The organism is Pseudomonas citronellolis, assembly GCF_029335315.1.
Classification (GTDB): Bacteria; Pseudomonadota; Gammaproteobacteria; order Pseudomonadales; family Pseudomonadaceae; genus Pseudomonas; species Pseudomonas citronellolis_A.
This window is the reverse complement of sequence record NZ_JARJLT010000187.1, coordinates 1-1,535: the sequence shown is the minus strand read 5'-3', so window position 1 is coordinate 1,535 and position 1,535 is coordinate 1. Positions and strand designations below refer to the sequence as shown.

Here is a 1,535-nt window from a genome sequence, read left to right as displayed (position 1 = left end):
TGGCCGGGTCGGCGACGTCGCCGACCAGCAGCTCGACCTCGGCGGCGAGGTTCTCGCGCTTGCCGGTGGACAGGTCGTCCAGCACGCGCACGCGGAAGCCGCGCGCCAGCAGCGCGTCGGCCAGGTGCGAGCCGATGAAGCCGGCGCCGCCGGTGATGAGGACGGGTTTGGCGCAAGCCGGGGAGATATCAGCCACGACGGTAATAGCGATCCAGTAGGGTCGGCAGCGCGGCGCGCCAGGCGCGCGGCTTGATGCCGAAGGTGTGAAGGATTTTCTTGCAGGCGAGCACCGCGTGCTGCGGCTCCTCGCTGGCGTCCGGGCGCGCGGCGTGGGCCTGGGCGGCGGGGTCGCGCAGCGCCTGCCCGCTGAGGGTGCGCGCCTCGGCGGCGATCACCTGGCCCAGGGCCAGGGTGGTGGTGGCTTCCAGGCCACCGTAATGGTAGGTGCCCCACAGCGGCGCCTGGCAGTCCAGCTGCTTGAGCACCGAGAGGATGACCCGTGCGGCGTCGTCCACCGGGGTCGGGTTGCCGCGCCGGTCGTCGGCCAGGTACAGCTCGTTCTCGCCGAGGGCGCGGGTGAGGAAGCGGTCGAGGCTGCCGTTGGGGCTGTCGTCGAGCAGCCAGCCGAAGCGCAGCAGCACATGGCGCGGGCAGGTGGCGCGCACCCACTGTTCCATGCGCCACAGCGCCTGGCCACGGCGGCCCAGCGGCAGCGGCTCGTCCTTCTCGCTGTAGGCGGTGGCGCGGGCGCCGTCGAACACGCGGTAGCTGGAAGGCTGCAGCAGGAGGATCTCGTAGTGCTGGCAGAGTTCGGCCAGGCGCTCCACGGCGCGTTCCTGGGCGGCCAGGCGGGCGTCGTCGACGGATTCGGCCTGGAACCAGTCCTGGTAGTAGGCGAGGTTGATCACCGCGTCGGGGCGGGTCTCGTCCAGCAGCAGGGTCAGGCTGGCGGCGTCCCAGCCCTGCTCGGGCGGGCGCGGGGCGAGGAAGCCGATGTCTTCCTCGGCGCCCAGGCGGATCAGCGCCTGTCCCAGGGCATTACCGCCACCCAACAGCATCAGGCGCATGCGCATCTTCAGGGGTTACTCGAATCGTGGGCCACGGCCGGTGGAATCCCACCGACACTGATGCGGGCATTTTTCCTGCCCACCGGGACAGCGTCAAGCGCCGCCGCCGCGTGGCATGCGGCTTCGCGCCCCGCTCAGCGACGGCGGAACAGCGGCCGCGACTCGATTGCCGAGCGTCCGTAGAGCACGCTCAGCCCGGCCAGCCCCTTGAGCGCGTCCTCCACGGGCTTGTCCGCGCGCACGGCGAAACTGTCGAAACCGCACTGGCGCATGTGCGCCAGCTGGTCGCGCAGCACGTCGCCCACCGCGCGCAACTCGCCGCGCCAGCCCAGGCGCCGGCGCAGCAGGTAGGCCAGGCTGTAGCCACGGCCGTCGCGGAAACTGGGGAAGTCGATGGCGATGAGCGGCAGCTCTTCGAATCGACCGAGCAACATCTGCGGATCATCGTCGGGCCCGAGCCACACCCCG

3 protein-coding genes are annotated in these 1,535 nt (G+C 71.4%); all 3 read right to left on the bottom strand.

The genetic code is table 11. The features are described from left to right. The coding region (locus P3W75_RS14695) for an NAD-dependent epimerase/dehydratase family protein (RefSeq protein WP_430765377.1) at positions 1 to 187 on the bottom strand (187 nt) is incomplete at its 3' end. Between the two features lies 1 nt (position 188). Continuing rightward, positions 189 to 1,073, bottom strand: a complete 885-nt coding sequence (locus P3W75_RS14690) for a sugar nucleotide-binding protein (RefSeq protein WP_276228094.1) — start codon at positions 1,071 to 1,073, stop codon at positions 189 to 191. A 128-nt stretch (positions 1,074 to 1,201) separates the two neighbouring features. Continuing rightward, a partial coding sequence (locus tag P3W75_RS14685) for a DUF934 domain-containing protein (RefSeq protein ID WP_276228093.1) occupies positions 1,202 to 1,535 on the bottom strand: 334 nt, incomplete at its 5' end.

Coding starts and splice junctions, on each gene's coding strand:
- P3W75_RS14690 (WP_276228094.1), bottom strand. CDS start 1,073: ATGCGCATGCGCCTGATGCTGTTGGGTGGCGGTAATGCCCTGGGACAG.